Origin of the sequence: Myxococcus sp. CA056, assembly GCF_013336715.1 — a bacterium.
GTDB lineage: Bacteria > Myxococcota > Myxococcia > Myxococcales > Myxococcaceae > Myxococcus > Myxococcus llanfairpwllgwyngyllgogerychwyrndrobwllllantysiliogogogochensis.
Genome location: NZ_JABUMT010000001.1, coordinates 628201 through 655007, shown reverse-complemented (window position 1 = coordinate 655007; position 26807 = coordinate 628201). Strand labels below are relative to the sequence as shown.

At 69.6% G+C, this 26807-nt stretch carries 22 protein-coding genes; 13 read left to right on the top strand and 9 right to left on the bottom strand.

The genetic code is table 11. The features are described 5' to 3' along the window. Positions 1-74: 74 nt before the first annotated feature. The 4 genes from HUA76_RS02660 (at position 75) to HUA76_RS02645 (ending at position 6590) form a co-directional block, all read left to right on the top strand. A complete protein-coding gene (locus HUA76_RS02660) occupies positions 75-1484 on the top strand; it encodes a pitrilysin family protein (RefSeq protein ID WP_174459909.1) in 1410 nt (469 codons plus the stop codon). Continuing rightward, positions 1481-2950, top strand: coding sequence for a pitrilysin family protein (locus HUA76_RS02655; protein WP_174459908.1), 1470 nt, complete (start codon positions 1481-1483; stop codon positions 2948-2950). The genes HUA76_RS02660 and HUA76_RS02655 overlap by 4 nt, the downstream gene beginning before the upstream one ends. A 276-nt stretch (positions 2951-3226) precedes the next feature. Next, positions 3227-4786, top strand: a complete 1560-nt coding sequence (locus tag HUA76_RS02650; protein WP_371823439.1) for a fibronectin type III domain-containing protein — start codon at positions 3227-3229, stop codon at positions 4784-4786. 238 nt (positions 4787-5024) lie between these two features. Continuing rightward, on the top strand, positions 5025-6590 hold the full coding sequence (locus HUA76_RS02645) for a hypothetical protein (RefSeq protein ID WP_174459906.1): 1566 nt from the start codon (positions 5025-5027) through the stop codon (positions 6588-6590). A 44-nt stretch (positions 6591-6634) separates the two neighbouring features. Here the strand turns inward: HUA76_RS02645 and HUA76_RS02640 are convergent, their stop codons facing one another. The 5 genes from HUA76_RS02640 to HUA76_RS02620 form a co-directional block, all read right to left on the bottom strand. After that, entirely contained in the window at positions 6635-7885 is a 1251-nt protein-coding gene (locus HUA76_RS02640; protein ID WP_174459905.1) for a DUF1615 family protein, read from the bottom strand. Between the two features lie 188 nt (positions 7886-8073). After that, on the bottom strand, positions 8074-8718 hold the full coding sequence (locus HUA76_RS02635) for a hypothetical protein (protein ID WP_217439196.1): 645 nt from the start codon (positions 8716-8718) through the stop codon (positions 8074-8076). A 318-nt stretch (positions 8719-9036) separates the two neighbouring features. Continuing rightward, positions 9037-9846: a hypothetical protein gene (locus tag HUA76_RS02630; protein ID WP_174459903.1), complete on the bottom strand. Its 810-nt coding sequence runs from the start codon at positions 9844-9846 to the stop codon at positions 9037-9039. 201 nt (positions 9847-10047) lie between these two features. Beyond that, positions 10048-11853, bottom strand: a complete 1806-nt coding sequence (locus tag HUA76_RS02625; protein ID WP_174459902.1) for an acyl-CoA dehydrogenase — start codon at positions 11851-11853, stop codon at positions 10048-10050. A gap of 22 nt (positions 11854-11875) precedes the next feature. Next, positions 11876-12079, bottom strand: a complete 204-nt coding sequence (locus HUA76_RS02620) for a hypothetical protein (protein ID WP_217439194.1) — start codon at positions 12077-12079, stop codon at positions 11876-11878. Between the two features lie 310 nt (positions 12080-12389). Between HUA76_RS02620 and HUA76_RS02615 the strand changes: the two genes are divergently transcribed. Then, positions 12390-12644 carry a hypothetical protein gene (locus HUA76_RS02615; protein ID WP_174459900.1) on the top strand — a complete coding sequence of 85 codons (255 nt, stop codon included), beginning with the start codon at positions 12390-12392 and terminating at the stop codon, positions 12642-12644. 73 nt (positions 12645-12717) lie between these two features. Further along, a complete protein-coding gene (locus tag HUA76_RS02610; RefSeq protein WP_371823421.1) occupies positions 12718-13815 on the top strand; it encodes a serine hydrolase domain-containing protein in 1098 nt (365 codons plus the stop codon). 16 nt (positions 13816-13831) lie between these two features. Here the strand turns inward: HUA76_RS02610 and HUA76_RS02605 are convergent, their stop codons facing one another. After that, positions 13832-14389 carry an ECF-type sigma factor gene (locus HUA76_RS02605; protein ID WP_174459898.1) on the bottom strand — a complete coding sequence of 186 codons (558 nt, stop codon included), beginning with the start codon at positions 14387-14389 and terminating at the stop codon, positions 13832-13834. 553 nt (positions 14390-14942) lie between these two features. Between HUA76_RS02605 and HUA76_RS02600 the strand changes: the two genes are divergently transcribed. Further along, positions 14943-16991, top strand: coding sequence for a methyl-accepting chemotaxis protein (locus tag HUA76_RS02600; protein ID WP_174459897.1), 2049 nt, complete (start codon positions 14943-14945; stop codon positions 16989-16991). 201 nt (positions 16992-17192) lie between these two features. On the opposite strand, the gene HUA76_RS02595 is transcribed toward HUA76_RS02600, so the two are convergent. Together HUA76_RS02595 and HUA76_RS02590 are read right to left on the bottom strand one after the other, a co-directional pair. Continuing rightward, positions 17193-17486 (bottom strand): hypothetical protein, encoded by a 294-nt coding sequence (locus HUA76_RS02595; protein WP_174457364.1) that lies wholly within the window; start codon positions 17484-17486, stop codon positions 17193-17195. 55 nt (positions 17487-17541) lie between these two features. Further along, positions 17542-17838: a hypothetical protein gene (locus HUA76_RS02590; protein ID WP_174457363.1), complete on the bottom strand. Its 297-nt coding sequence runs from the start codon at positions 17836-17838 to the stop codon at positions 17542-17544. A 275-nt stretch (positions 17839-18113) separates the two neighbouring features. On the opposite strand from HUA76_RS02590, the gene HUA76_RS02585 reads away from it, so the two are divergent. From HUA76_RS02585 to HUA76_RS02560, 6 genes are all read left to right on the top strand, one after another. Further along, a complete protein-coding gene (locus HUA76_RS02585; protein WP_174457362.1) occupies positions 18114-19049 on the top strand; it encodes a proline racemase family protein in 936 nt (311 codons plus the stop codon). Next, entirely contained in the window at positions 19046-20182 is a 1137-nt protein-coding gene (locus HUA76_RS02580) for an FAD-binding oxidoreductase (protein ID WP_174457361.1), read from the top strand. The genes HUA76_RS02585 and HUA76_RS02580 overlap by 4 nt, the downstream gene beginning before the upstream one ends. Further along, entirely contained in the window at positions 20175-20444 is a 270-nt protein-coding gene (locus tag HUA76_RS02575; RefSeq protein ID WP_174457360.1) for a (2Fe-2S)-binding protein, read from the top strand. Before HUA76_RS02580 ends, HUA76_RS02575 begins: the two co-directional genes overlap by 8 nt. 156 nt (positions 20445-20600) lie before the next feature. Continuing rightward, entirely contained in the window at positions 20601-21878 is a 1278-nt protein-coding gene (locus HUA76_RS02570; RefSeq protein ID WP_174459896.1) for an FAD/NAD(P)-binding oxidoreductase, read from the top strand. After that, the gene (locus tag HUA76_RS02565) at positions 21875-22765 is read left to right on the top strand and encodes a dihydrodipicolinate synthase family protein (RefSeq protein ID WP_141643007.1); all 891 of its coding nucleotides are present in this window, start codon (positions 21875-21877) and stop codon (positions 22763-22765) included. Before HUA76_RS02570 ends, HUA76_RS02565 begins: the two co-directional genes overlap by 4 nt. A 76-nt stretch (positions 22766-22841) precedes the next feature. Then, positions 22842-24416, top strand: coding sequence for an aldehyde dehydrogenase (NADP(+)) (locus HUA76_RS02560; protein ID WP_174459895.1), 1575 nt, complete (start codon positions 22842-22844; stop codon positions 24414-24416). 42 nt (positions 24417-24458) lie between these two features. Here the strand turns inward: HUA76_RS02560 and HUA76_RS02555 are convergent, their stop codons facing one another. Further along, a complete protein-coding gene (locus tag HUA76_RS02555; RefSeq protein ID WP_174459894.1) occupies positions 24459-26699 on the bottom strand; it encodes a M9 family metallopeptidase in 2241 nt (746 codons plus the stop codon). Positions 26700-26807: the final 108 nt, after the last annotated feature.

Below are 26807 nucleotides of genomic sequence, written 5' to 3'. Positions count from 1 at the left end.
TACGGGGGGCTGAAACTGGAATATCGTGCGCCGCCGCCCGTTCCCGGGCGTCTTCCTCTTTGACAGGAGCACGGATGTTCCGTCAGTCCCTCCTCTGGACGTCGTGCCTGGCGCTGCTGGTGGCTCCCGCCGCCGGCGCCCAGGCGCAAGGCAAGGCGGCCTCCAAGCCCGCCGCCTCGTCCTTCCAGAAGCTCGGCGCCAGCGTCGAGACCCGCACCTTCAAGAACGGCCTCAAGGTCATCGTCTGGCCCGACCACGACATCCCCAACGTCGCCCTCTACAACTGGTTCCGCGTTGGCAGCCGCAACGAATACCCAGGCATCACCGGCCTGTCCCACTTCTTCGAACACATGATGTTCAACGGCGCCAAGAAGTTCGGCCCCGGTGAGTTCGACCGCGTCATGGAGGCCAACGGCGGCTCCAACAACGCCTTCACATCCGAGGACGTCACCGTCTACCAGGACTGGTTCCCTCGCACCGCGCTCGACATCATCTTCCAGCTCGAAGCCGACCGCCTCCAGCACCTCGCCTTCGACCCCAAGGTCATCGAGTCCGAGCGCGGCGTCGTCTACTCGGAGCGCCGCTCCGGCGTGGACAACAACAACGAGGGCGCCCTCGCCGAGCAGGTCCAGGCCACCGCCTTCGTCGCCCACCCCTACCAGTTCCCCGTCATCGGCTGGCCCTCCGACATCGAGTCGTGGCGAATCGAAGACCTCCAGCGCTACTTCAAGACCTACTACGCCCCCAACAACGGCACGCTCATCTTCACCGGCGCTGTCACGCCCGCTGAAATCTTCGCGCTCGTGGAGAAGTACCTCGAGCCCATCCCCGCCCAGCCCGCGCCCGAGCCCGTCCGCACCCAGGAGCCCGAGCAGCAGGGAGAGCGCCGCGTCGTCGTGAAGAAGATCTCCCAGTCCCCGCTGCTCCAGCTTGCCTACCACGGCATGTCCGGCAAGGACGCCGACGTGGAGGCCCTCACCCTCCTGCTCAACATCCTCGGCGACGGCGACTCCTCCCGCCTCCACCGCCGCCTCGTCGAGGAAGAGCGCGTCGCCATCCGCACCAACACCATGTACACCCCCGGCTTCGACCCGGGCCTCGTCTGGTTCACCGCCGACCTGCCCACGGGCGGCGACCTGGCGCGCGTCGAAGCCCTCATCACCGAGGAGCTCGCCCGCGTCGTGAAGGACGGCGTCACCGACGCCGAGCTGCGCAAGGCTCGCAACATCACCCTCGCCAACTTCTGGCGCTCGCTGGAGACCATCAACGGGCGCGCGTACGCGCTCGGCTCCTCCGAGGTCTTCCGCGGCGACTTCCGCAAGGTCTTCGACGCCCCCGCCCGCTACGAGCGCGTCTCCCGCGACGACATCCGCAAGGTCGCCGCTCGCGTCTTCGTCCCCCAGCGTCGCACCGTCGGCTGGCTCGTCCCCACCGACGCCGCCGACTCCGCCACCCCCGCCACCCGCAAGGAGGCCGCGCGATGATTGCCCCCCTCTCCTGGAAGACCGTCCTCGCCGCCGTCCTGCTCTCCTCGGGCCCGGCCGCCGCCCAGGGCGCCACTCCTCCGAAGCCCGCCGCCGCGACCACCGCGGTCCCTCAGGGCGTCACCCTCCCGAAGCCCACCACCGTCACGCTGAAGAACGGCGCGCGCGTGCTGCTGGTGGAGCGCAAGGACCTGCCGCTCGTCGCCTTCAGCGCGTGGCTGCGCGGCGGCGCGCTCGCGGACCCCGCTGGCAAGGAGGGCCTGTCCGCCCTCACCGCGGAGCTGCTCCAGAAGGGCGCGGGCACCCGTGACGCCCGCCAGTTCGCCGAGGCCGTGGACGGCGTCGGCGGTGTGCTGGAGACGCGCGCGGAGCTGGAGAACCTGGTCGTCAGCGGCCAGTTCATGTCCCGCGACAGCGCGCTGATGGTGGAGCTGCTCGCGGACCTGCTCACCCGCCCGCGCTTCGCCCAGGACGAACTGGAGAAGACGCGCGCGCGCATGGCCTCCGAAATCACCGCCGCCAAGGATGGTGACCCGCGCGGCCTCATCAACACCTACTTCGAGGCCTTCCAGTTCACCGGTCACCCCTACGGCACCCCCGTGGACGGCACCGAGGCGTCCCTGCCGGGCCTCTCCCGCGACGATGTGCTCGCCTACGCCAAGAGCCAGCTCGGCGGCGACAGGCTCATCCTCTCCGTCGTCGGTGACTTCGACAGCAAGGCGCTCGCCGCGAAGCTGGAGGCCGCGCTCGGCGGCTGGGCCCGCGCCGCCAGCCCCGCCCCGGAGGTCGCCACCACCACCGTCTCCAAGGGCCGCCGCGTCCTGCTGGTGGACAAGCCCGACGCCACCCAGACGTACTTCTCCATCGGCAACACCGGCATCGCCCGGAACGACCCGGACCGCGTCACCGCGAACCTGGCGGGCACGGTGCTCGGCGGACGCTTCACCTCGCTGCTCAACACCGAGCTGCGCGTGAAGTCCGGCCTGACCTATGGCGCCCGCGCCGGCTTCTCCCCGAGCGCCCACCCCGGCCCGTTCGTCATCAGCTCCTTCACCCAGACGGACAAGACAGACAAGGCCATCGACATGGCCCTGGATGTCTTCACCCGCTACCGCAAGTCTGGCATGGATGACGCCATGCTGGCGTCCGCCAAGTCCTACGTGCTGGGCCAGTTCCCGCCCCGGCTCGAGACGGGCGGCCAGGTGGCCGACAAGCTTTCGGAGCTGGCCTTCTACGGCCTGGATGCCAGCGACGTGGATGGCTTCGCCACCGCCGTGGCCGCCACCACCCGCGAGGGCGTGGGCACCGTCATCCAGCGCGCGCTGCCCGCCCCGGAGAACCTCACCTTCGTCCTCATCGGCAAGGCCTCCGCCATCCGGGAGATGGCTCGCAAGTACGGCCCCGTCACGGAGATGAAGATTTCAGACAAGCGCTTCTCCCCGCCGCCCGCGCCCACCAAGCGCTGAAGCAAGCTCCCACGTCATCCGGGCCCGACACACTTGAGCACCCGTCGGGCCCGGGTGTCACACATGGCGCGCAATGCCTTGCGCCGTGAACACGAATGCCCCTGTTGGGCCTCCCCGATGCCATCGGCTAGGGTTGACTGGCCTTACTTGAATTGGGGGCTTCACGTGAAGATGCTGCGTTTTTCTTTCCTGCTGGGCGCGACGTGTGTCGCGGCTCTGGCGGGGTGTGGAAGTGATTCGTCCGTGCCAGGGGGACTCGGAGAGGGCTTGTCCTCCGTGGACACGGATTCCAATGCCTCGGGTGACGGGACGTGGATGGGGGAGCCCGTCGCCGAGGGTTGTGGGCCGGATGCGGGAGTGCCCGGGGATGGTGGCTCGCCCGACGCCGGCGTGGATGGAGGGCCTTCGAATCAGCGCGCGGTGCTGGTGAAGGACACCACCCGCTTCTACACGTCGGTGGGCGTCGCCGAGCGCGAGGAGGACCTGTCAGCGAATCCTCCCGAGGTGCTCGTGTTCAACGGGTCCACCTTCACGCTGTTCCTGGGCTCGGCGGCGAACGGAGGGTGGCTCTTCACGGGGGTTCCGCCGGGGCCGTTCTACCTGCGCACGGGGGGGACCTACCTGGTGACGTCCTCGCGCTACGTGGACATCGGCCGCAACCGCCTGGGCCGGCCGGATGCCGAGTACGCGGATGTCTCCATCTCGCCCCTCCAGGCCAACCTGCTGGGCCTGGCGCCGTGGAAGCCCTACACGGGCAGCTTCCAGCATGGCTCCAGCCTGCAGCTCACCTCCGGGCAGGTGGACCTGTATGCGTCTCCCTTCTTCTACGAGGGGGTTGCCGACGGAGCCACCTCCATCGTCACCTCCCAGGCCGAGCTGGGCTCGAACCTGGGCCACTTCCCCGTCTTCGAAGCGGACCGAGGGGACCGGCTGTACATCAATCAGCTCAGTGAGTTCAGCGCGGGCTCGCTCCCGGATGGACGTCCGCTGGGGTACTCCGCCGTGGAGCGCGCGGTGCAGGCGGGTGCTTTCGACCACAGGCCCGACGGCATCACCCCGATTCCCGTCACGGGTCTGCTCCAGCCGGTGCGGATGCGGGAGTTCCCCCTCGAGTGGCGCCTGCCGGAGTTCGCCCGGCTCACTTCGGAGGTCCATCCCAACGCGCTGCCCGGACTGCCCCGGTTCGATATCGTGCCTGGCCCGCACGGGCTGGCGGACGGGTGGATTGGTTATACCGGTGAGCTGCTCACGGTGGACCTGCCCCGGGGGGCCGCGTATGACTTCACGGCCCGCCTGAAGTTCGGCAATCCCTATCCGTCGAACTGGGGCCTGGTTGGCGTGGTGTCCTACTCGTTCCGGAATCAGGAGGCGCTGCCGGATGGCTCGGGCAGGCTGGGCAGCATCTCCGGGAGCTACACGGCCTGGGATGAGTTTGACCACCTCATCGCGGGGCCCGTGGTGCCGCGGGTGTCGCCGCCCCGGTCCTTCACCATCGACGGCGTGCCCGCGAGCGCTCCGCGCAAGGTGGGCACCGCCAGCCCCGTGCTTGCCTGGGTTCCGCCGGCGATCGGCACGCCCGCGGCCTACCGGGTGTCCATCTCGCGGCTCGACCTGGAGTCCGGCTTCTCATCGACGTGGAGGGCGTTCTACCTGCCCGGCTCGGCCACCCAGCTCCGGCTGCCTCCGGAAGTCCTGGAGCCCGGCACCACGTACCACGCCACGGTGGCCGCCATCGACAGCCCCCAGCTCGACATCGAGTCGTACCCCTTCAGGACCCTGGAGCGGCTGCCCTACCGCTCCGCCAGCACCGTGAGCTCCTACTTCACCACGCCGTGAAGCGTGCGTGACGGTTGATGGAATGGCACCCGGGCCCCGGCGTTCTTCATGACGCCGGGGCCTTCGTGTGTCTGGTGTTGCCGGTGGCGAGCGCCCCGCGCGCGCGAAACGCACGGCGCCTCGAGATGTCTCAGGGACGTCTCAAGTACTTGCGCGGTGAAGGCGGGTCAGGCGTCCCTGGGGAGTCTCCATGGTATCGGGCGGGGAGCACGATTCCTCCTGAGACAGGTGTTTCTTCATGATGATGCCGCGGAGTTCTTCCCTGCTGGGCGCGACGTGTGTCGTGTGGCTGGCGGGGTGTGGAAGTGGTGCGTCCTCCTCCGAGCGGGAGCCCCAGGCGACAGGCCAGACGCTGCTCGCCGATGACACGGTGCTGGTGACGAGCACCACGCGCTTCTACACCTCGGTGGGCATCGCCGAACGCGTCGAGGACCTGTCGGCGAGTCCTCCTGAAATCTACACCCATGACGGGGTCCGCTTCTCGCGAAACACCGGCTCCGCGGTGCCGGGAGGGTGGCGATTCACGGGCGTGCCGCGAGGGGAGTACTACCTGCGCGCGGACCGCATCAACATGACCGACATCCTCACGTCCGCGCGTCACGTGGATATCGGCATCAACCGTCTGGGGCGTCCGGATGCCGTCTATACGGACGTCGACTGGTTTCCCCTCCAGCTCGACCTGCGAAACCTGTCGCCCTGGGTGCCGTGGACGGGCGACTACCAGCAGGGCTCCAGCTTTCAGGTGGTCTCCTCGGAGGTGGACATGTTGGGGGAACTGGCCCTCTTCGAGGCTGTCCCCGAGGGGGCGACCTCCCTCGTCACCAATGAAGCGGGGCTGCTCTCCTATCTCTGGACCAACATCCCCGTGTTCCAGGCGGACCGGGGGGACCGGCTGTACGTCAATCAGTTCAGTGAGTTCATCGCGGGCAGGACGTCCGATGGGACGTTGGTGGGCTACTCCTCCTTGACGCGCTCCGTGCGACTGGCGCCCTTCGACCTGGTGCCGAGCTGGGAGGAACCCTTGCCCCTGCCCATCTCCACGGAGCTCCAGCCCGTGGATGAAAGGGAGGTCTCTTTCGATTGGCGCCTGTCCGAGTTCGCTCGCATGGCTCCGGAGGTCCACCCGCGCGCCGTCCCCAGGGGGTCCTCGTTCGCGGTCCGGCCCGCTCCCCATGGACCGGCGGATGGGTGGGTTGGCTACGCGGGGGAGTTGCTCTGGATGAACATGCCCCAAGGGACGGCGTCTGACTTCCCGACTCGCCTGCGGTTTGGCAACCCGTACCCTTCGAACTGGGGCGTGGTCGGCAGTGTGTCCACCGTTTATTTCTCTCCGACACAACTGCCGAGCAACCCGGCGCGTTTCATCAATCTGGGGAGTTCCTATACCGCGACCGAGGCGATCGAGGACCTCACCGCCGGCCCGGTGATTCCGAAGGTGTCGCCGCCTCGCTCCTTTCGCATCGACCGGAAGCCGGCCAGCGACCCTCAGCGGGTGAGCTCGCTCAACCCCATGATCTCCTGGGTCCCTCCCGCCGTCGGCAAGCCCACGGCCTATGAGGTCAAGGTCAGGCAGTACCTCCCCGAGTTCGGGGCCATGCTGGACCTGGGGTCCATCTATGTCCCCGGCTCGGTCAGGGACGTGCGACTGCCCCCCGGAAAGTTGGAGCCGGGCGCCGAATGCTACGTGACGGTGACCGCCGTCTACGCGCCCCTGTGGGACGTGGAGCATGCTCCGTTCAGCACGCGGGACACGGTGCCCTACCGCTCCGCCGGCGCCTTCAGTTCCTTCTTCACCGTGCCCTGAGGCGGCGCTGATGGCCCCTGGCGTCCGTCGTGACGCCGGGAATGTCACTTGGGGCGGGTGACGTTCCGGGGCGGGGCGGGCGGCTTCGTCAGCGCGCTGTAGCGGCCCTGGCACTTCTGGAAGCGCGCATCCACCGAGCGCGCGAACCACGCCGTGGTGCGCTCTCCCTTCAGCTTGGGGCTCTGGAGCGTCACCTGGGGGAGCTGGGCGTACGCGGGGGATTCCCCTGTCTGGTTCGCGTACACGCGCTTCACCGCGCGGAAGGTCTCCGTCGACTCGAAGTCCTCTTCCTTCTCCTTCTTCACGTCGCGGCGGACCTGTCGCTCGCTCAGCTCCGGGGCGTGGTCTCGACGGAAGGCGAGCAGCGCCGCCAGGGACTTGCTGTCCTCCGAGCGGGGGTCGCCGTTCTTGTCATAGAGTTGCAGGTCTCCGTCCAGCACCAGCGACACCCGGGTGAGCTGGCCCACCTGGGCCTGGAGCGCGGCGTTGCGCGAGGCGTAGACGCCAGCGTTGTAGTCGGCGAAGCGGAAGAGGGGCTGGGGATACGCGGCCTCGTAGCCGAGCAGCCGCGCGGTGCCGAAGCGCACTCCACCCGCGCGTGTGTACAGCGACTCGCGCACCTTCACCGGGTCCGCGTCCTCGCCTTCCTTCTCCACGGCGTACCGGACGCTCACCTGCATGGAGCCCGCGGTGGTGACGGGGTTGAGGTCCTCCAGTCGCCGCGAGGAGAACAGGGCGCTGGCCAGGTTCATCGTCGCGAACGTCGTGGGGTACTCGGCTTCGTAGTACGCGAGCATGTCCCGGAAGAGTCGGTCGAGGTCTCGTTCCGTGCGCACGGTGCGCAGGCGCTCATCGAAGGTGCGCTTCTGGCCGGCCGCCTTGCCCGCGAGCACCGAGGCCAATGCCTTGTGGCCCAGCGGGCCCAGCGTGTCCGCGTGCTCCTCCAGTCGCGTGCGGACCATGCGCGGGAGGTTCGGGACCGCGGGGTCCGACTGGAAGCCGGATTCCTGTTCGATGACGGCGAGCACGGAGCACACGGCCGAGGGCGACGGCGGCACGTCCTCCGCTTCCAGCGCGGCGAGGACGTCTCGTGCCCAACCCTCGCGCTCCTTCACGTGGGGCGGGAGGAGCTGGGTGACCTGCTGGACCGAGAGACGCGGCGGTGGTGGCACGGTGGGCTCGGGCGTGCCCACGCCTCGCGGGGTGCACGCGGCGAGTGCGCAGACCAGGGCCCAGGCGACGCGTGCACGTCCGCGCCGCCGCGTTCCGGTTCCACCTGGGCCTGGGTCATCCATCCGCTTTGCCTCCGGGCACGACACGAGGTTCCACCGAGGTTCGACGGTGGAACAGCCGGCGCGGCGACATCGTCCCGCCGCCGTGTTCCTCGACGGCGGGGCAGCGGGGCCATTCAGTCCGTGACTCGGGGCGTCATCCTACCTTGCCCCGAGGTGGCGGAGGGAGTGGGTTTCAGGCGGACTTCGGCTCAGCGGCGGATGCGCACGTCGCGCGCCACGGAGCGCCCGCCCATGAGGACGAAGCGCGCTCGCACGGGGGTGCCTGCCTGGAGCTGGCGCAGGGAGACGCGCCGTCCCTGGCGAACGCCCTGGCTGCGCTCGTCGAGCGTCAGCACGTAGTCGCTGCCGTCGCTGTCGCGCACGGTGATGGTGTCGCGGCTCACGCGGGTGACTCGGCCGCTCACGGCGCTGGAGGCGATGACCACGTCCTCGAGCGCGCGGTTCGAGGTGTTCTCGGGGAGCGCGGCCTGCGCTGCGCGCGCGGCGCCCTTGAACCAGTCTTCATCGTCGCTCGCCTGGACCGCTTCCGTGCCGATCATCACCCTGCCGGCTCCGGGGGCCTGGGCTGTCGCGCCGGTGGTGGTGCCGGTGCCCGTTGTGTTGCCGACCGCGGTGTTGCCGGTGCCCGTTGCACTGCTGGCCGACGTGTTGCCCGTGCTCCTCGTGGCGTTGCTGGTGTTCCGCGCCGCCGCGTTGCCCGTGTTCCCGGTCGCCGCGTTGCCAGTTCCCGGTACGGTGCCGGTGTTCCTCGCCGCGTTGCCTGGAGCTTCAGCGGAGTCCTGCGTGGCGCCAGTCTGGCCCGCGACTCCTCCCGCCATGCTCGGAGCTGGCACCGCCTGCTCCGACTGTCCACTCGCGGACCGCGCGCTCGTCGCGGGGTCCTGTCCTTGCCGCTCGGCACACCCAGACACCCACGCGCAGAGCCCCAACATTCCCACCCACGCCCATCGCCTGCCCATCCAGTCACCTCGCGTTCCCATTCCGCGTTACGTGCCAGGAGACCTGTGCAAGAGGCGTGCTCCTATCGACCAGGGCGTGGGCCTGAGCGCTCGTGAGGGCTCACCGCGAAGTGCCTCGGGCAGCCGAGGGACTTCAACGCCTGGTCGCCTGCTCGCGAGGTGAGGCGGCTGGGGGCGCGACGTCCGCGTTGCTCAGGCGGTCATCGTGCGAGCCACGGCCTTCACGTGCGTGCGCACCAGTTCCCGCGCCGCCATCAACTCCGTGGCGTTGGCGGGCGTGTATCCCAGGCACAGCACCACGTCGTCCTCGGGTGACGCCCGCACGCCCAGCTTCATGTAATCGAGCATTCGCGGCACCGGCTCGCCCTCCGTGTCGCGCGTGAAGCGGCCGAAGACCGCCGCGTTCGGGTCTCTTCGGGGCGCTGTCTCCTTCAGCGCGAACAGCCGCCGTGTCGCCGCGAGCACGTCCGGCTTCTCCACCATCCGCTCCGGGCGCGCCGGTCCCGCGAGCTCCCACTCCAGCAGCCGCAGGCAGCCGCGCACGAACTCCACGTCGGTGATGACCAGGCCGTACAGGTACCAGTCCGCGCACGCGGCAAGCACCAGTCGCGCCTGCGCGTCCGTGAGCCAGCCGAAGGACGGGCAGGTGAAGGTCTCGCACACCGATGAGCGGTAGACGCCGCAGTCGCGCAGGTCCGCGCCCCCCGTCACCTTCGGATGCCCCAGGCACCCCACCTGCTTGCGCTCCTTGTCCAGGAAGCCCAGCAGCGGACACACCCGGACTGCGGCGAACATCGGCGCCGCGCGCCGTGCCTCCACCAGCTCCCGCGCCGCCGCATGCCACGACTCCGGCTCCATGGGCGCTCGACGCAGCCGCTCCGTCTGCATGGCGAGCTGCTCCGTCAGCGCGACGCGCGAGTGGTCCTTGAAGTTGTAGAGGCCACAGCAGGCGCCGCACGAGGCGCCTCCACCGGGCTGACACAGGTGGAAGGAAACCGTCACGAGTCACATCTTACGAACACCAACGATTTATGCAGCGGAATCGTAGCGAGCAGGCGGGCAACCGGCCCCAGGAGGGCAGGCGAGCGGGCGCCTCGGCCCGTCTTGGAGGCTCGCTCCACTCCTTCGAGGGTCGCCCCCCGGGAGAAAGACTCCCGGGCCTCGGCGTGGCTTCACCCCTTCACCCGGCGGTGGGCGGTGGGCTCAGAACCACTCGGGGCGCATCCGGGCGTAGGAGTCCTCGCCGGTGCGGCACAGGTGAATCAGCAGGGGAATCCGGGGCAGCTCCACGGCGAACCAGTACTGCGCCGTCGCGAGCTTGCCCTCGTAGAAGTCCGCGTCGCCCTGGCCCCGCGCGAGTCCTTCTTTCGCGGCGGCGGCCTGCTCCAGCCAGCGCCACGCCACCGCCAGCACGCTGAACAGGTCCAGGAAGTCCGCGCTGTGGCGCAGCATCAGCTCCACCTCTCCCGCCGCCCCCCGAGCACCCAACTCCGCGACCAGCTCCGCCACCTCGCCCGTGGTGCGCTCCAGCGCCTCACCCCACGTGGCCTCCACGCCGGCCTTCCGGGCCCGCGCCACGGTGCGGCCCACCGCGTCCGCGAACGTCGCCAGCGCCGCGCCACCACCGGCCACCACCTTGCGACCCAGCAGGTCGAGCCCCTGGATGCCCGTGGTGCCCTCATGGATGCTGTTGAGCTTCTGGTCCCTCAGCCATGCCTCCGGCAGGTACTCACTGGAGTAGCCGTAGCCGCCGTGCACCTGCACCGCGAGCGCGTTGGCCTCGAAGCCGCGCTCCGCGGGGAAGCTCTTCGCCACGGGCGTCAGCAAATCCACCAGCAGCCCCGCGCTGCGCCGCGTGTCCTCGTCCTGGGCATGCGTCGCGAGGTCCGCCTGATACGCCGCCGTCACCAGCAGCGACAGGCCGCCTTCGACTATCGCCTTCTGACGCAACAACATGCGCCGCACATCCGCGTGCTCGATGATGGGGTGCTGCGGGCGCGTGGCGTCCTTGGCTCCCACGGGGCGGCCCTGGGGTCGCTCGCGCGCATAGGCCACGGCCTCGTGGTACGCGACGGACGCGGTGGCCACGCCGTTGAGGCCGACCATGATGCGCGCCTCGTTCATCATCTGGAACATGCACGCCAGCCCGCGCCCGGGCTGCCCCACCATCCACCCCCGGCAGTCGCCCGACTCGCCGTAGTTGAGCACGAGGCTGGGGATGCCCTTCCAGCCAATCTTGTGGATGACGCCAGCCACGCGGACGTCGTTGTCCACCAGCGCGTCACCCTCGCGCCGCCGCGCCGGCACCGCGAACAGGGAGATGCCTCGCGTGCCGCTCTCCACGCCCTCCGTGCGCGCCAGCGTGAGGTGCACGATGTTCTCGCTGAAGTCCTGGTCTCCACCGCTGATGAAAATCTTGGAGCCCTGGATGCGCCACGTCCCATCCGCCGCCAGCGTCGCGCGCGTCCTCACGTCCGCCAGGCTGCTGCCCGCCTGCGGCTCGGTGAGGGCCATGGTTCCCGTCCACTCGCCCCGGTACAGCGGCTCCATGAAGGCCGCCTTCACCTCCGCGGTGCCGAAGGCCTCCAGCAGGTGCGCGGCGCCGTGCGTCAGTCCCAGATAGGCATACGCGCTCAGGTTTGCCGCCATCAGATAGGCGCTGGCCAGCGCGTGGACGGTGAGCGGGAGCTGCTGTCCGCCGACTTCCGGAGGCCTTGTGGCGGTGAGCATCCCCAGCTCCACCAGGCGCGGATACAACTCGCGCATCAGCGGATGGACGCGGACTCGGCCGTTCTCGAACGTGGGCGGCTCCGCGTCCAGCGTCCGATACGTGGGGTAGAGCACCTCGCGAGCGAAGCGACGCGCGCTGTCCAGGAGCAGGCCGAAGGTCTCTCGTGAGTGCTCCGCGAAGGCGGGCAGTTCGCACAGGGCGGCGACACGCACCACCTCGTCGAGCTGGAAGTCCACGTCGCGGTCCGACAACAACGGATTGGGGCGGGGCGCGGTCATGCCCCGGTTGTTAGCAGGAGCGTTACCAGGAGGCGATGGCCACTTCGAAGTCGAGCGCCTCCTCGTCGCGCGCTTCGCCCGCCCCGCCGCCGCGCGTTCGCAGTGCGGAACGTCGCCAGCGCTTTCCCGGTCGGCGCGGTGACTGGTGTCGCTCACCCAGGGCTTCCAGAACGGCGAAGGTCATCGGCTCCACGCCCAGTCCCCTGCTGCCCGCGGGCCGACGCATCCGCCCCAGGATTCGGCGCCTCCGAGGTCCTTCATCCCAGCCCGATGCTGATGTGCTCCACATGACAGGCTCCTGCTCCTCGGAGGCATGCGTTTCCACTTGCACGTCTGGCGGCTGAAGTTGGGTCTGCACCTGGGTCCATGCCAGTGTGGGGAGCGCTCGCCCCTTCGCCGTCAGTAGGGAGGGCAACGGAGAGGCCGAGCGATTGTCTGCTCGTCTGCCATGACCCGCCGACCACTCACCCCGAGGACTCGACCGTCCGTCGAGGCTGTCCGCGCGGCGCGGTGTCGGGCACCGGATACTCCCGTCCATGCGACGCACGCTCATGCTCCTGGCCACGGCGCTGACGCTGGTCGCCGTCTTCCTGCTGCTGCACCTGCTGGGAGGACGCCAGTACGTGGGCGCGCTGTCGTCCGGCACGAGGGAGGGCGGCGCGCTGGGGCTCGTCCTGGGCCTGCTCTACGCGCTGGCGTGGTTCGGCGCGGTGCTGTTGGCCCCCATCCTGTTGCTGGCGGGACTGGCGGGAGCCTCGCTCCAGGGGGCTCCACCCACGCGACGCGGTTGAAAGTCCGCGCGAGGCCCGCGCGTTCTCGCGCATCATCGGGCGCATGAACCGCCCCGCGCTCGGAGCCGTCCTCGTGTCCGTTCTCTGCGTCCTCACTGGCTGTGCCGGCACCGCGCCGAACGTCCGGCACGCTCCCGAGGTGGACGCGCTCTTCGCGGACTACAGCGGCCCGGAGCGGCCCGGGGCCAGCCTCGTCGTGCTGAGGGAGGGGAAGGTCGTGCTCAGTCGCGCCTATGGCCTGGCGGACGTGGGCACCCGGACGAAGGCCACGCCGGAGAGTCATTACCGGCTGGCCTCGCTCACCAAGCAGTTCACCGCGATGGCCATCCTGCTGTTGGTGGACGAGGGCAAGCTCCGGCTGGAGGACCGCGTGGTGGACGTGCTCCCCGGGTTCCCCTCGTACCTGGGCGAGGTCCGCATCCACCACCTGCTCCAGCACACCTCCGGCATCTGGGACTACGAGGCGTTCGTCCCGGCCACGCAGACCGAACAGGTGAAGGACCGCGACGTGCTCCAATTGCTCTCGCGCGCGGACCGCACGTACTTCCCGCCGGGAAGCGCGGTGCGCTACAGCAACTCCGCCTACGCGGTGCTCGCCCTCGTCGTGGAGCAGGTGAGCGGCACGTCCTTCGCCAGCTTCCTGCGCGCACGAATCTTCACCCCCAGCGGCATGGCCTCCGCCGTCGCCCACCAGGAGGGGGTCTCCACGGTGTCCCAGCGCGCCTACGGTCATGCGAGCCGCGAGGAGGGCTTCGTCCCGAGGGACCAGAGCAACACCAGCGCCGTGCTGGGGGATGGCGGTGTCTATGCGTCCGGGGTGGACCTGGCCGCGTGGGATGTCGCGTTGGATTCACACGCGCTGGTGGACGCGAAGACGCAGGCGCTCGCGTGGACGCCGGTGAAGCTCCCGGATGGCGCCTCCGGACGTTATGGCTTTGGCTGGTTCGTCGACGAGGACCAGGGCCGCACGCGCCTGTCACATCACGGTGAGACGTGTGGCTTCACCAACGCCATCGTGAAGTATCCGGACCAGCGTCTCACCGTCATCGTCCTGACGAACCGCGCGGGCGGCTCGCCGTGGACGCTCGCGCAGCAGGTCGCCGACCTGTGGCTGGGCACGGCCGCGACGCCGCGCCCCTGGCCTTTCGAAAGCATGGCCAACGCGCACTGAAACAGCGCGACAAGCCTCAGTGGCTCAGCCGCTCCGTCAACCAGACGCGCGCGTAGGCCCAGTCTCGTTTCATCGTGGCCTGCGACACACCCAGCGCCGTCGCCGTCTCGGGGAGGCTCAGGCCCGCGAAGTAGCGCAGCTCCACCAGCCGGGCGAGCCGGGGCTGGAAGGTCTCCAGCTCCGACAAGGCCCCCTCCAACTGGAGGACCTCCAGGTCAGGGCCCGGGGCTTCCAGGTCCAGGTGGCGGATGCTCAGCCACTCCCGCCGCGCGTCGCGACGCTGATGGAGTGAGGCGCGGGCCCGGTCCACCAGCACCCGCCGCAGCGCCTGGACGGCGACCCCGAAGAAGTGGCGACGGTCCTCGGGTTGGAGCGCATCCGTCCCGAACAAGCGCGTCCAGGCATCCTGAATCAGCACGGTGGGCTGTAGGGGATTGTGGGGAGCCACCTCGGGTTGGACGGCGCGGGCCATCCGCCGCAGCTCCCGATAGGTGGCCGCCGTCAGCGCGTCCCTCGCGCCCAGGTCTCCCTCGCGTGCTCCCTCCAACAAGATCGCCAGCTCCGTCGTGCTCATGGTGTCCCCCGCGGCTCCAACCGCGCCGCCCCACGGAAGCTCTCTCCGCGTCCCTCCTTAACGACGGATTCGCGGGAAATCCTTGAGTGGCCGGAAAGTACCCCTCACGCGGAAACCATCAGGCAAGGCCCGGAGATCGGGGTGGACGCCCGGAGCACGGCGCCGGGAGGTCGCGAGCGCTCGGCGGCCGTCCGCGCTTCGATACATCCCGAGTTGATACATCGACACGGACGCGGGCGGGCTTGTCACCGGGCTCAACGCAGCTCGTCGTTTGATGACAGGTCGCTGTTCCATGAACACAGTGGAGTTCTGCTCCAGATGTCGAGCCTGTCGACATGTCACAAGGTATCGCGCGAGGAGCAGACGGGCGGGGCGAGGAGGACCCGTTTACATTCGTGTCCAAGAAGCCCGAGCATCGTGTTCATCCATGCTTTTGCTCCGCGGTTCGTGTCACGTGTCGACAGCTTGTCGTGTCTCGGGTTTTTCAACGTGTCCCCCTGTGCAGGGTGGTTTCGCGGGGAGGGCCGTCTCGGGGTTGGCGAGGCTGGGGTGGATGGTGCTCATGCTGCTCGTGCTCGCGCCCTCGGCGCGGGCGGAAGGCCCGGGCGCGCGGAGCGTGGAGCTGGAGAGCGGGTGGCGTTATCGCTGGGGTGATTCGCCGGTGGGGCCGGATGGCGTGCCCACGTGGGCGCACGAGGCGGACGCGGAGGACTGGCGGCCCATGGTCGCGTTGCGTGAGCCTCCAGGGAAGGGGTCGAACACCTTCCTGTGGCTGAGCCTCCCCGTGCCGCACGGGACGTGGCCGGAGCCCGCGCTCTTCCTGGGCACGGTGGCGAATGCGTTCGAGGTGTACGCCGGGGGCCGCCGCGTCTACGCGAGTGGGACGCTGAATCCGTCGGGCCATGAGTCGATGGAGAACATGGCGTGGAACCTGGTGACGCTGCCTCCCTCGGTGCCAGGCACGCGGGTGCTGCTGCGCATCCAGAGCACCGGGCAGACCATCGGCGCGAGCCGGGAGGCGCGGGTGGGCTCGCGGCACGAGCTGGCCGCGCGGGTGACGCGTGACGGGCTGGCGCCCTTCGTCATGGGCACACTGCTGCTCGTCGTCGCGGCGGTCTCCGCGGGGGCGGCCCTGCTGCGGCGCCAGAGACGGATGTTGGTGGCGCTCACGGTCTTCGCCGGAGGTTCGGGGCTGATGTTGCTGGGCTCCAGCGGGCTGCTGGTGTCCCTCTGGGACGCGAAGCTCTTGAGCAGCCAGCTCACGCTGCTGGGCGCCTACCTCCTCCTGCCGGGACTGGGGTGGTTCATCTCCGACAGCATCCTGGAGGGCCAACTGCGCTGGTTCCGCTGGGGCGCGACGGTGCTCTCCGTGCCCGCCGCCCTCCAGAGCCTGATGTTGTTCGTGGACCTGGGGACCGTGTATCGGCAACTGCACCTCTTCACGTTCTACTCGCTGCCGTGCCTGTTCCTGTGCGTCATCGTCGCGGCCCGCGCCGCGTGGCGGGGGAGCATCGACGCGCGCATCTTCGTCGTGGGCCTGGGCGTGCTCACCTTCGTGCTGCTGCTCAGCACGCTGCCTTTGCTCGGGTTCACGGAGGTGACGGGCACCTACCACCACTGGGGCTTCATGGCGCTCACGGTGTCCCTGGTGGGCATCGTCGCGCGGCGCTCGACGATGGTGGTGCGCTCATTGGCGTCACACACGCGCCAGTTGGAGGCGCGGAGCAAGGACGTGCGGGAGCTGGCCACGGGCATGGGCCGCGGCGCCGGGGAGCTGGCGACGGTGGTGCAGCAGCTGCGCACGTCGAGCGAGGAGCAGACGGTGGGCATTGGCCGTCAGGCGACGGCGCTCAAGGAGTTGGAGCAGACGGTGCAGGAAATCCGTCAGGGCTCGCTGGTGACGGCGGACAAGACGCGCCTGCTGGCCAGCTCCATCGTCGTCGCGGAAGAGGCGGGTCGCGACGGCGGCGCGGCCATCGACCGGACGTTGAGCAACCTGGAGGCCATCCGGGTGGAGGTGTCGGAGATGGCCCGGCGCATCCTCGCGCTGGATGCGCGCACGCGGGAGATTTCCGGCATCGTCGACACGGTGAAGGGGCTCGCGGACCAGTCCAACATGCTGGCCGTCAACGCGGCGATTGAAGCCGCGCGCAGCGGTGAGCACGGCCGGGGGTTCGCCGTGGTGTCGCGCGAGGTGCGCAGCCTCGCGGACCAGTCCATCCTCGCCACGCAGCGCATCCGCGAGGTGCTGGAAGGGGTGAACACCAGCATGCGCGAGGCCGCGAAGATGAGCGAGCAGGGCGAGCAGCGGGTGAAGGTGAGCCTGGACGCGGTGCGCGTCTCCGGCTCGCAGCTGCAGAAGCTGGCGGGCATCATCGGCGACACCAGCAGCAGCGTGCGGCAGATTTCCATGGCCGTGTCCCAGCAGGACGCGGGCACGTCCCAGATAGCCATGGCCATCCAGGACCTGTCCGGACAGATGCAGCAGACGCTGCGGGTCGTGGAGGAGACGCAGCGGGTGTCGCGCTCGGTGCAGACGCTGGCGGAGAGCATGTCCGGCGCGGCCGGCAAGGCGCTCCAGTCGGGCACGCTGGGCGCCTGAGTGCCCGTGACGACGCGTGGCCACGTGCAGGTGCGTGCCGCCATGGTCGAAGCGCGTTCCCGGCGCGGCGACGAGGGCCAGCGTGGAGTGGGTGTTCACACACGCGGCCAGGGTGATGCCAGGCCGCGTGGTGAACGGGTGCTCCTTCTCCATGCCCACGCCCGGTGGGCCGAGCGAGGACAGGCCATGTCCCAGCTCAGTTCAGCGAGTGGGCTGGCCCGGACAGACGCCGCTCCAGTACCCGACATACGGCGTCGAGGTGTCACCCCACGTGACGACGGTGCCTCGGCACTTGCAGATGATTCCGCCCACCTGCTCGAAATGGGAGGCGTCGCTGTAGAAGTTGTACTCCCACAGCAGCGTGCCGTTGCACGCGTCGAGCGCACCCACCTGGCTGACGTTGGGGGCCTGCTCCGAGTCTTCCTCGCCCGTGACGCCGCACCCCGAGAGGACTCCGAACGCCAGCATGGCTCCGATGAGGTGACGCGACTTCATGTCGAACTCCGTGGGTGGAAGGTCTGATGCCACTGCGTGGCGATAGTAATCGAAGTCAGGGGTCGATGGGGGCGGGGCAGAGGGGGATGACGGAGTCGCACGCGAAGCGCTGGGTGCAGTAGCCGCCCGCCTGCGTGGGCCAGGCGTAGGCCGTCCCGTAGGCGGAGCCCGGGGGACACTCCAGGGTGTGCTCACTGACATGGCACCATTCAGCGGGGTCGCACTCCCAGGGGCCGGAGAGCGACTGGCGGACCGCGGCCTCGGCCTCGGGGCCTTGCGACTCAGCGCCTCCTCCACAGCCAGTCAGCAGCAAGGCCACCACGAAGGCACCGCTCCACGTCTGACGATTCATTGAACGCTCCCGGGGATGAGGGAGTGCGACTTCACTTCCAGTGGCGGCTGGCGCCAAGGAGAATCGAGGGGCCGGCGGTCCTGGCCGGTCGCGTCACCACCCGCTGGAGCCACCCCTGTCGCCGGCGCGCGCGTCCCGGCGCGTGTCCCCGAGGAGGCCTGCTCGCTGAGGCATTTGCGTGATTGCCTCGCGAGTGTGGTCGAATCTCCCAAGAAACAGCGCCTCGGGACTCCTAGGGTGGCTCATGGGAGGCCCGGGTAGAGGGAGTGGTTCGCATGCGGCGCATTCGTGTCATCGACAGTCATACCGGGGGTGAGCCCACGCGCGTGGTGACGGACGGAGGCCCGGAGCTGGGAGCGGGCGATCTGGCGAGCCTGCGCGAGCGCTTCCGCGAGAAGTTCGACGCCTTTCGCAAGGCCATTGTCTGCGAGCCTCGTGGGTCCGACGTCATGGTGGGCGCGCTGCTGTGTCCGCCCGTCAGCGCGGCGAGCGTCGCGGGCATCATCTTCTTCAACAACGTCGGCTATCTCGGGATGTGTGGCCACGGGACCATCGGCGTGGTGAAGACGCTGGAGTACCTGGGGCGCATCGGTCCTGGTGTCCACTCGCTGGAGACCCCTGTCGGCGTGGTGAAGGCCACGCTGCATCCGGACGGGCGCGTCAGCATCGCGAATGTGCCGAGCTACCGGTGGGCGCACGACGTAGCCGTGTCCGTGCCGGGGCATGGCGAGGTGCGCGGCGACATCGCCTGGGGTGGCAACTGGTTCTTCCTCTCCCGCGCCACGCACCTGCCGCTGGAGCTGTCACGGACGCCCGCGCTCCTGGCGTACACCTCCGCCATCAAGCAGGCGCTCGCGGACCAGGGCATCACCGGGGAGGGCGGCGCGGAAATCGACCACGTCGAGCTGTATGCCCCGTCTCCGACGCCGGGGGTGGATGCTCGCAACTTCGTGCTCTGTCCGGGGCTGGCCTATGACCGGTCTCCGTGCGGCACCGGGACGAGCGCGAAGGTCGCGTGCCTGGCCGCCGAGGGTGTGCTCGCGGAAGGCGCGACGTGGGTGCAGGAGAGCATCATCGGCAGTCGCTTCGAGGCGCGTTACGTCCGTGACGGTGCGCGCATCCTGCCCACCATCACCGGCACCGCGTCCGTCAACGCGGAGGCCACGTTGCTGGTGGACCCGACGGACCCGTTTGCCTGGGGCATTGGATGAGCGCCTTCGACTGCGTCATCGTCGGCGGTGGCATCGTCGGCGCGGCGCTCGCGGATGTGCTCAGCGCCGACGGTGTGTCGGTGGCGCTCGTGGAGGCGCGGTCCATTGGCGCGGGGACGACGGCGTGTGGCATGGGCCACCTGGTGGCGATGGATGACAACGCGGCGGAACTCGCGCTGACGTCGTGGTCCGTGTCGCTGTGGCGAGAGCTCGCGGACGGACTGCCTCGCACGGTGGAGTACGACGCGTGTGGCACCCTCTGGCTCGCCGCCGATGACGAGGAGATGGCCGCGGTCTCCGCGAAGGTGGCGAACTACCGCGCCGCGGGTGTCCGTGTCGAAGTGCTCGACAGCGCGGCGCTCTATGAGGCCGAGCCCGCGCTTGCTCCGGGACTCGTGGGGGCGCTGCGTGTCGTGGATGATGCCGTGCTGTATCCGCCGCTCGCCGCGCGGACCTTCGCGCTGCGTGCCCAGGCCCGTGGCGCGCGGCTGATGACGGGGTGTCCGGTTCGGGAGCTGCGCCCGGGAAGTGTCGTGCTCTCCAACGGTGACGTGCTGACGGCACGGCACATCGTGCTCGCGGCGGGGGTGGCCAGTCCCGCGCTCTGCCCTGGGCTGCCCATCTCGCCGCGCAAGGGGCACCTGCTCATCACCCGGCGCGGGGCTCCCGTGGTTCATCACCAGCTGGTGGAGCTGGGTTACCTCAAGAGCGCGCACGGCACGGACGGCGCTTCCGTGGCGTTCAATGCCCAGCCACGTGTCACGGGGCAGCTCTTGCTGGGCTCGTCGCGACAGCCGGGTGATGCGACGCGCGAGGTGGACGCGGCGCTCCTGGAGCGCATGCTGAAGCGCGCGGCGATGTTCCTGCCGGGGCTCGATGGCTTGCAGGCGCTGCGCGTCTGGACGGGGCTGCGTCCGGCGACCCCCGATGGGCTGCCGTTGTTGGGGCCGCATCCGGAGAAGCCGTGGCTCTGGCTGGCTTGTGGCCATGAGGGGCTCGGTATCACCACGGCCACGGGCAGCGCGCGACTGGTGGCGGACCAACTGCTCGGGCGCACCAGCGCCATTGATGCGCGTCCGTATTCACCCGCGCGCTTCCTGACGGTGTCTTCTCGGGAGACTGCTCATGCGTGAGACAGCGTCGAAGGCCGTCACGCTCGTCACCCTGCGCATCAACGGGCGCGCTGTCACGGTGCCGGTGGGGACGTCTGTCGCGGCTGCGCTGGCGATGACGGACAGCTTCGTCAGTCGCGCGGACTTGAGCGGGCGCCCTCGTGGGCCCCTCTGTGGAATGGGCGTCTGCTTCGAGTGCCGAGCCACCATCGATGGTGTGCCCGAGGTCCTCATGTGCCTGACGCCGTGCCGTGATGACCAGGAGGTGGTGACCGATGCGTGAGGCCTGTGACCTCTTGGCTGGTGCCGGTCTCGGAAGGTTCGCCGCGGCTTGCCGCGCGGATGAGGTGTGCACTCATGCGTGAGGCCTGTGACCTCTTGGCTGGTGCCGGTCTCGGAAGGTTCGCCGCGGCTTGCCGCGCGGATGAGGTGCGCACTCATGCGTGAGGCCTGTGACCTCGTGGTCGTCGGCGCAGGACCGGGCGGACTCGCCGCCGCTTGCCGTGCGGCCGAAGCTGGGCTGGATGTCCTTGTCCTCGACGCCCAGCCAGAGCCCGGTGGTCAGGTCTGGCGAGGCGAGGCCCGAAAGGGCACGAATCGTCTCGCGCGTCGGTGGCTCTCCCGCTTCTCCGCGTCGGGCGCTCGTTTTCGTCCAGGCGCCCGCGTCGTCGCCGCCCCCGAACCGGGCGTGCTCCTGGTCGAAGAGGGTTCCTCCTCGTTCGCGGTGCGCTACGGCCGTGCGGTGCTCGCCACCGGCGCACGCGAGCGCTTCCTCCCGTTCCCCGGTTGGACACTGCCGGGCGTGCTGGGCGTCAGCGGACTCCAGGTACTCGTGAAGGACGGCCTCCCCATGCGTGGCAAGCGTGTGGTGCTCGCCGGCACGGGTCCGTTGTTGCTCGCCGCCGCCGCGACGATTCACGCCCACGGTGGCGAAGTCCTCTACATCGCCGAGCAGGCCTCCGCCGCGAGCCACTGGAGCTTCGCCCTCCAGCTCTGGCGACACCCGGCCAAGCTGCTCCAAGGCGCCCTGATGTCCGCGACGCTCATCAGCGTGCCCACGTCCACGGACGCCTGGGTCATCGCCGCTGAAGGCGAGGACCGGGTGGAGTCGGTCCGCCTGTCCGTGCGCGGTCGCGAGGAGCAACTCCAGTGTGACTACCTGGGCGCGGCCTACGGGCTCGTGCCCAATCTGGAAGTGGCCCGGCTGCTGGGCTGTGAGACCTCGGCGGGAGCGGTGGTCGTGAACGAGCGCCTGGAGACACGCGTCCCCAAGGTCCACGCCGTGGGCGAACTGCTCGGCATCGGCGGCGTGGACCAGGCGCTCGTCACCGGAGAGCTGGCCGGACTCGTCGCCGCCGAGCAACCCATTCCCATCGAGCTGGAGCGCACCTGGCATCGCGTCCGCGCGTTCGCCGCCCGGCTCGCGCTGCATGACGCGCCCCGCGCGGAGCTACGACGACTGGCCACGCCCGACACGCTGCTGTGCCGCTGCGAGGACGTGCCCATGTCCGCGCTGGAGGGCTGTCAGAACCTGCGCGAGGCCCGGCTGTACGCCCGGCTGGGTATGGGCGCCTGTCAGGGCCGCACCTGCGGAACGGCGGCGCAAACCCTCTTCGGCTGGTCGGGCGAGGACGTGCGCCCACCGTGCCTCCCGGCGCGCATCGGCAGCCTGCGCCTTCCCTCGGAAGTTTCCTCTACCCACACGAGAGAGTCATGAGCCTCTGGACTGGTGTCCTCCCCGCCATCACCACCCCCTTCAACACGGACCTGTCCGTCGACCACGGCACGGTGCGCTCACACGTGCGCTGGCTGGTGTCGCAGGGCTGCACCGGCATCATCCCCTGCGGCTCACTGGGCGAGGGCGCGACGCTGAGCCTGGAAGAGAAGGCCGCGGTGATGCGCACGTGCGTGGACGCGGTGAAGGCGCCCGTCATCCCGGGCATCGCCGCGCTGTCCACCGCGGAGGCCGTGCGGCTGGCTCGCGCCGCGGAGGAGGCGGGCTGCGCCGGGCTGATGGTGTTGCCCCCGTATGTCTATTCCAGCGACTGGCGCGAGATGAAGGCCCACATGTCCGCTGTCCTGCGCGCGACGAAGCTGCCGTGCCTGCTCTACAACAACCCCGTCGCCTACAAGACGGACTTCACCCCCGCCCACCTCGCGGAGCTGGCCGCCGAGCATGACAATGCGGTCGCCGTGAAGGAGTCCTCCACCGATGCCCGTCGCGTCACCGCCATTCGCGCCCTCCTGGGAGACCGGCTGGCCCTGGGCGTGGGCGTGGACGACTGCCTCGTCGAGGGCGTGGACGCGGGCGCGCGCTTCTGGGTGGCGGGATTGGTCAATGCGTTCCCCGCCGAGTCCGTGCGACTGCTCGAGCTGGCCCTCGCCGGAAAGAAGCAGGCCGCGTTCGAGCTGTACCGCTGGTTCCTGCCGCTCCTGCGCCTGGACACCGTCACCAAGTTCGTCCAGCTCATCAAGCTGGTACAGCAGGAAGTGGGCTGGGGCCACGAGCGGGTGCGTGGGCCTCGGCTGGAGCTGGCGGGTGCCGAGCGCGAGGAGTGCCTGCGCGTGTTGCGCGAGGCCCTGGCGAACCGGCCCGCGCTGTAGTGGCCGTTGCGCGGTGCGAAGTGTCCTGTATCGAAGCTGGAGGGGCGATGGGCCCCTCCCGGAGTGAGGTCGCTGCATGAGCTGGATGGGACTGTCCTTGATTGGCGCCGAACGCGGCGAGCCCGGTGGGCCGACGTTCACCGGCTGGAATCCCGCGGAGGGCGTGGCGCTCGAGCCTCGCTTCCACGGCGCGCGGCCCCAGGAGGTGGAGCGGGCCTGCGTGCTCGCGGAGCAGGCCGCCCCCACGCTCGCGGCGCTTTCCTCGCGTCAGCGCGCCGTATTCCTGGAGCACATCGCCGAGGCGCTCCTCGCGGCGGAGGCGGACTTCCTCGCCGTGACGCCGAAGGAGACCGGCCTTCCCCCCGCGCGCATCCAGGGGGAGCTGGGCCGCGCGGCCGGACAGTTCCGTCAGTTCGCTCGGCTGCTGGAGGAAGGCAGTTGGGTGGATGCACGCATCGACCGGGCCTTGCCCGAGCGCCGTCCCCTGCCGCGTGCGGACCTGCGCTCCCTGCTGCGCCCCGTGGGGCCCGTGGCCGTGTTCGGCGCGAGCAACTTCCCGCTCGCGTTCTCCGTCGCCGGAGGTGACACCGCGTCCGCGCTGGCGGCCGGCTGTCCCGTCGTCGCCAAGGCCCATCCCGCGCACCCCGCGACGTCCGAGCGCGCGGGCCTGGCCATCCGCGCGGCCGTGGCGGCGTGTGGGCTGCACGAAGGCGTGTTCTCGCTGCTGTTCGATGCGGGCACGGAGGTGGGCGCCTCGCTCGTGCGTCACCCCGCCATCCGCGCCGTCGGCTTCACGGGCTCTCGTGGCGGAGGTCGCGCGCTGATGGCGCTGGCCGCCGCCCGGCCCGTTCCCATTCCCGTCTTCGCGGAGATGGGCTCCATCAACCCCATCTTCCTCCTGCCGGAGGCGCTGGCCGCTCGTCCCCAGGCGATGGCGGACGCGCTGGCCGCGTCCATCCTCCAGGGCGCGGGCCAGTTCTGCACCTCGCCCGGATTGCTCGTGGCGGTAGAGGGCCCGGGGTACGAGGCCTTCCGCGCGCGGCTCGCGGAGAAGCTGGGGGCCGCCTCGGCCGCGCCCATGTTGTCGCCCGCCATCGCCGAGCGCTTTCGCGAGGGCGTGAGCCGTCTCGCCGCTCGCACGGACACGCGGACCTGTGCGCGGGGTGAGTCGAAGGCCGCGCTGGGCGCCGCCGCGCTGTTCGAGGCGGAGGCTCGCGTGGTGCTCGCCGAGAGCGCGCTCACCGAAGAGGTATTCGGAAGCTGCGCGGTGCTGACCGTGGCGCGTGACGCGGCGGAGCTGGTGCGCGTGGCCTCGCGACTGGAAGGCCAGCTCACCGCGACGGTGATGATGGATGCGGGAGACACGGCGCTGGCCTCCGAGCTGCTCCCCACGTTGTCGGACCGCGTGGGGCGAGTGCTGATGAACGGTGTCCCCACGGGCGTGGAGGTCTGCCCGGCCATGGTGCATGGCGGTCCCTTTCCGGCCAGCTCGGATGGCCGCTTCACCGCCGTGGGAACGGGCGCCATCCGCCGCTTCGTGCGGCCGGTGTGCTTCCAGGATGTGCCGGACGCGCTGCTCCCTCCGGAGCTGCGCGAGGCGAACCCCCTGGGCCTGTGGCGAACGGTGGAGGGTGTACTGCGGCGGGAGTGACTCCCGGGTGCCCCGTCTTCACCCGGGAGTCACTCCCGGGCTTCACGGCGTCGCGTCGAAGCGGGCCTCCAGCTTCACGCCCGCGAACGCCGCGCGGGCTCTCACCATGGCGTAGTAGTAGACGCCGGTCTGCGGCGAGGGGATGTCCACCACCTCGTTGTTGCCGGCCAGATACGGGCGGTAGTCATACGCCGTCGTCGACGGCCACTGGTTGGCGCGGATGTAGAGGTCCGCGTTGCCCGTGCCGCCGCTCATCTGGAAGCGCAGGTTGCGCGCGCCGGCGGGCACCCAGAGGTAGAAGTACTGGATGTTGTTGCCGGCCAGCGGGCCCCGGTAGCAGCCGTTGTCCAGCATCCGCGTGTCCGCGCCCGTGCACGCCGTGCCGGTGCCAGGACCGGGGCCCGGGTCCGGATTCGCGCAGGTGCTCGGGTCGGTCGCGGTGGAGACGCAGTCGATCCACTGGTGGAACTCCGCGTCGTACGCCGAGCCCAGGCCGTCCAGCGACGTGCGATACCCGGTGTAGTTCCCCGCGCGGAACTGGCCGACGAAGGTGTCCACCTGCGTCGAGTGGCGCTCGAACATGAAGCGCACCGCGAGGTAGCCCCAGTAGTACACGCGCTCGGTGCCGCTGTTGTAGTCGTTGCGCAGAACCTGGCTGAGCTGGAAGCTCTTGCTGGTGCCCAGCTCCACCGCGTCCGCGTTGTCGTCCTTCTTGGAGACGTACTCACCCAGGCCCTCAATCCACCAGATGGTGGGCTGGCTGATGCTGTCGCCGAAGTCGCCCTTCATGTCGAAGCGGCCGTCCAGGTAGTGGACGTACTCGTGGCGCAGGTTCCAGATTTCGAACGCGGGCCGAACCCACTCCGCCTCGTAGGCGATGAAGCGGGCCTGATTGCCGGACGCCGCCGGGTCTCCCTCCAGGTACATGCCGCCGTTGTTGGTGTCGATGCCGAACAGCGCGCCGGCATACGTCTGGTAGTCCAGGCTGCTGTCGAAGATGACCATCTCCAGCGACGTGTTGTTGTCACTGGCGACGGGCAGGCGGCCCGTCTTCAGCTTGTCGTGGAAGTAGGTCTCCTGCGTGGCGAGCAGGCCACAGCTCTGCGTGAGCTGCGTGGCCGTCATCTCCTGGGCGCGCATGCGCAGCGTGGCGCCGCAGTTGTGCGTCACGCGCAGCACCGCCTGCTCCAGCGTCCTGCGGAAGTCGCAGATGCCGTAGTACGCGCAGTTGGTGCCGTCGTAGTAGTCGGCCATCTCCGCCGCGCCCACCCAGACGCCCGCGGTGGGGCCCGTCATCGAGTGGTTGGTGATGAGCGCCTTCACCTTGGGGCGCGTCTTCGTCTGCACCGTCCCCGGGTACTGGAGGAAGCGGGACAGCTCGCGGGCCGCGTTGACGGTGAGATACTGGTTGTCGGTGCCCAGCAGGTGCTCGGTGCGCAGGCCGAAGGAGTCCAGCGAGTCGATGATGGACGTGTCCTGCTGCACGGCCGCCACGAAGTCGTCGTTGTAGTGGCCGCGGAACAGGCCGACGAAGACGTTGTTGGTGGCGCTGCGCATGTACCAGGAGGCCAGGGCGGTGTTGTTGAAGCGGTCCAGCAGGCCCTTGAAGGTGCCCAGGTGCCGCGCGTTCTCGCTCGAGCTGTCGATGAGCGTCACGAACTCACTGAGCACCGCGCCGTGGTCGTCGTTGACGTCCCGGAAGTGGCTGTTGGCCACGAAGGCGGCCAGGGCCGGGCGGATGGCGTTGGCCAGCGCCGTGCCGTAGCTGCCCACGACGTCTGGGGCGTAGTACTGCACGTAGTACCCCGCGCGCAGGAACATGATGAGCTGGAGCGTCTGGCCGCTGTTGTTCCCCACATAGGCCTGCGCGCTGGGGGTGAGCGCGTTGGCGATGGTGACCATCTTGCTCTCGATGAACACCTGCCGGGCGAGCGTGCCCGAGACGCTGAACAGCGTGTTGATGCAGTCCGTCGGGGAGCCCTTCACCAACGTGACGAGCGCCGTGCCAGAAGCGGACCCGAAGGCCGCCGCGTCACACGCCAGCAGGGAGCGCTTCGGCGCGGGCGGGGTGAGCGCCTGACGCAGCTGCTCCGGGGAGACATCCGGCTGCCGTTCGTCGGGTTGGATGCGTTGGTGCGCATGCTCCAGTCCATGGACGCGCTGAGCAGGCTCGGCCGGGGGAGGACCTCCAGGGCGGGCGTCCGCTCCGGGTGCGAACAGGGTGAGACAACAGATGGCGAGGACGATGTGACAGCGACACCAATCCGTGATTGGACTGCGCATGGCTTCGTGCTCCTCGAGTGGGGGGCTTGCCGCACGGTGTCGTCCCTTCCGAGTGACACCGACGTGGGTTTCACGCGGTGTTCAAGGTATTCCTGAGCACGTGTGACG

Bases quoted from the DNA above. Each gene is read 5' to 3' on its own strand.
- HUA76_RS02660 (WP_174459909.1), top strand. From the start codon at position 75: ATGTTCCGTCAGTCCCTCCTCTGGACGTCGTGCCTGGCGCTGCTGGTG.
- HUA76_RS02655 (WP_174459908.1), top strand. From the start codon at position 1,481: ATGATTGCCCCCCTCTCCTGGAAGACCGTCCTCGCCGCCGTCCTGCTC.
- HUA76_RS02645 (WP_174459906.1), top strand. From the start codon at position 5,025: ATGATGATGCCGCGGAGTTCTTCCCTGCTGGGCGCGACGTGTGTCGTG.
- HUA76_RS02640 (WP_174459905.1), bottom strand. From the start codon at position 7,885: ATGGATGACCCAGGCCCAGGTGGAACCGGAACGCGGCGGCGCGGACGT.
- HUA76_RS02625 (WP_174459902.1), bottom strand. From the start codon at position 11,853: ATGACCGCGCCCCGCCCCAATCCGTTGTTGTCGGACCGCGACGTGGAC.
- HUA76_RS02620 (WP_217439194.1), bottom strand. From the start codon at position 12,079: ATGCGTCGGCCCGCGGGCAGCAGGGGACTGGGCGTGGAGCCGATGACC.
- HUA76_RS02615 (WP_174459900.1), top strand. From the start codon at position 12,390: ATGCGACGCACGCTCATGCTCCTGGCCACGGCGCTGACGCTGGTCGCC.
- HUA76_RS02605 (WP_174459898.1), bottom strand. From the start codon at position 14,389: ATGAGCACGACGGAGCTGGCGATCTTGTTGGAGGGAGCACGCGAGGGA.
- HUA76_RS02600 (WP_174459897.1), top strand. From the start codon at position 14,943: ATGGTGCTCATGCTGCTCGTGCTCGCGCCCTCGGCGCGGGCGGAAGGC.
- HUA76_RS02595 (WP_174457364.1), bottom strand. From the start codon at position 17,486: ATGAAGTCGCGTCACCTCATCGGAGCCATGCTGGCGTTCGGAGTCCTC.
- HUA76_RS02590 (WP_174457363.1), bottom strand. From the start codon at position 17,838: ATGAATCGTCAGACGTGGAGCGGTGCCTTCGTGGTGGCCTTGCTGCTG.
- HUA76_RS02585 (WP_174457362.1), top strand. From the start codon at position 18,114: ATGCGGCGCATTCGTGTCATCGACAGTCATACCGGGGGTGAGCCCACG.
- HUA76_RS02580 (WP_174457361.1), top strand. From the start codon at position 19,046: ATGAGCGCCTTCGACTGCGTCATCGTCGGCGGTGGCATCGTCGGCGCG.
- HUA76_RS02575 (WP_174457360.1), top strand. From the start codon at position 20,175: ATGCGTGAGACAGCGTCGAAGGCCGTCACGCTCGTCACCCTGCGCATC.
- HUA76_RS02570 (WP_174459896.1), top strand. From the start codon at position 20,601: ATGCGTGAGGCCTGTGACCTCGTGGTCGTCGGCGCAGGACCGGGCGGA.
- HUA76_RS02565 (WP_141643007.1), top strand. From the start codon at position 21,875: ATGAGCCTCTGGACTGGTGTCCTCCCCGCCATCACCACCCCCTTCAAC.
- HUA76_RS02560 (WP_174459895.1), top strand. From the start codon at position 22,842: ATGAGCTGGATGGGACTGTCCTTGATTGGCGCCGAACGCGGCGAGCCC.
- HUA76_RS02555 (WP_174459894.1), bottom strand. From the start codon at position 26,699: ATGCGCAGTCCAATCACGGATTGGTGTCGCTGTCACATCGTCCTCGCC.